Genomic DNA, 912 nt, shown 5'->3' on the forward strand with positions numbered 1-912 from the left:
TCCATGAGGCCGAAGACCCGGCAGGCATGGGTGTCTTCAGCCTGGCGGGCAAGGACACCCGGATCAGTTCGCGTCATGCCACTGCCGACACCGGATGGTCGCTGCATGTCCCCGCAGATGGCTGGACCGGCGCGCAGGACATTACCGTGGTTCCCCTTGCTCGGCCCGTCGGGACGACCATCACCTTCCTGATGCCCGGGGTGAGCGAGCAGACGACCGAGCGGATTGTGCGCGAGGTCGCGAAGTTCTACCCGCTGCCGGTGTTCTTCAATGGCGCGCAAGTGCCGCGTGAGGACTTCCTCGCCAAGGCGATCTACATCGCCGAGTGGAACGGCAGCCAGATCGGCGTGTTCGAGGGCCGCGAATATCACCAGGACCCGACGACCAACTTCCATGGCATGGTGCTCACCCGCAAGCTTGCCAGCGTCTCGGAGAGCCTTGGCGGCAAGACCTACCATGCCCGGCTCGATATCGGCGCCACCCCGGGACTTGCCCTTGTGCTCCCGGCGCGCAATGAATTCGTCGAGAACGCCGCCTTTGCGGCGCTGCAGGCAGTGTGCAAGCGCACGATCTTTGCCGCGCTGGCGCACAAAGGCCAGCACCGGCTTTCCTTCGAGAACTGGAAGGAAGCGCGCGATCTGGGGGTCGCCCTGCCGGAGGCCGACCCCTGCCTGCCCCGCTGGCATGCGGCCATCGCGGAGAGCGACAACGTCAATGTCGAGTATGAGGAAGTCACAGCAGGTGCGGACACGATCCTTGTCGCAGATCTTGAGCCCGATATTGCACAGGGACTGGAGCGCGCGCTGCGCGAGCACCCCTTGCGCCCGCACCTCGTCGAGAACCATCCTGCCTACGCAGGCTATGGCTGGTATGACGCGCTGCATCAGCTCGGCAACGTGCGCTTCTATGTTG

At 64.7% G+C, this 912-nt stretch carries 1 pseudogene; it reads left to right on the plus strand.

What is annotated here, in order from left to right:
• Positions 1–912, plus strand: a pseudogene (locus AX735_RS25550) (ATP-binding protein); the annotation flags it as partial.

The organism is Blastomonas sp. CCH1-A6, from assembly GCF_001556365.1.
Lineage (GTDB): Bacteria > Pseudomonadota > Alphaproteobacteria > Sphingomonadales > Sphingomonadaceae > Blastomonas > Blastomonas ursincola.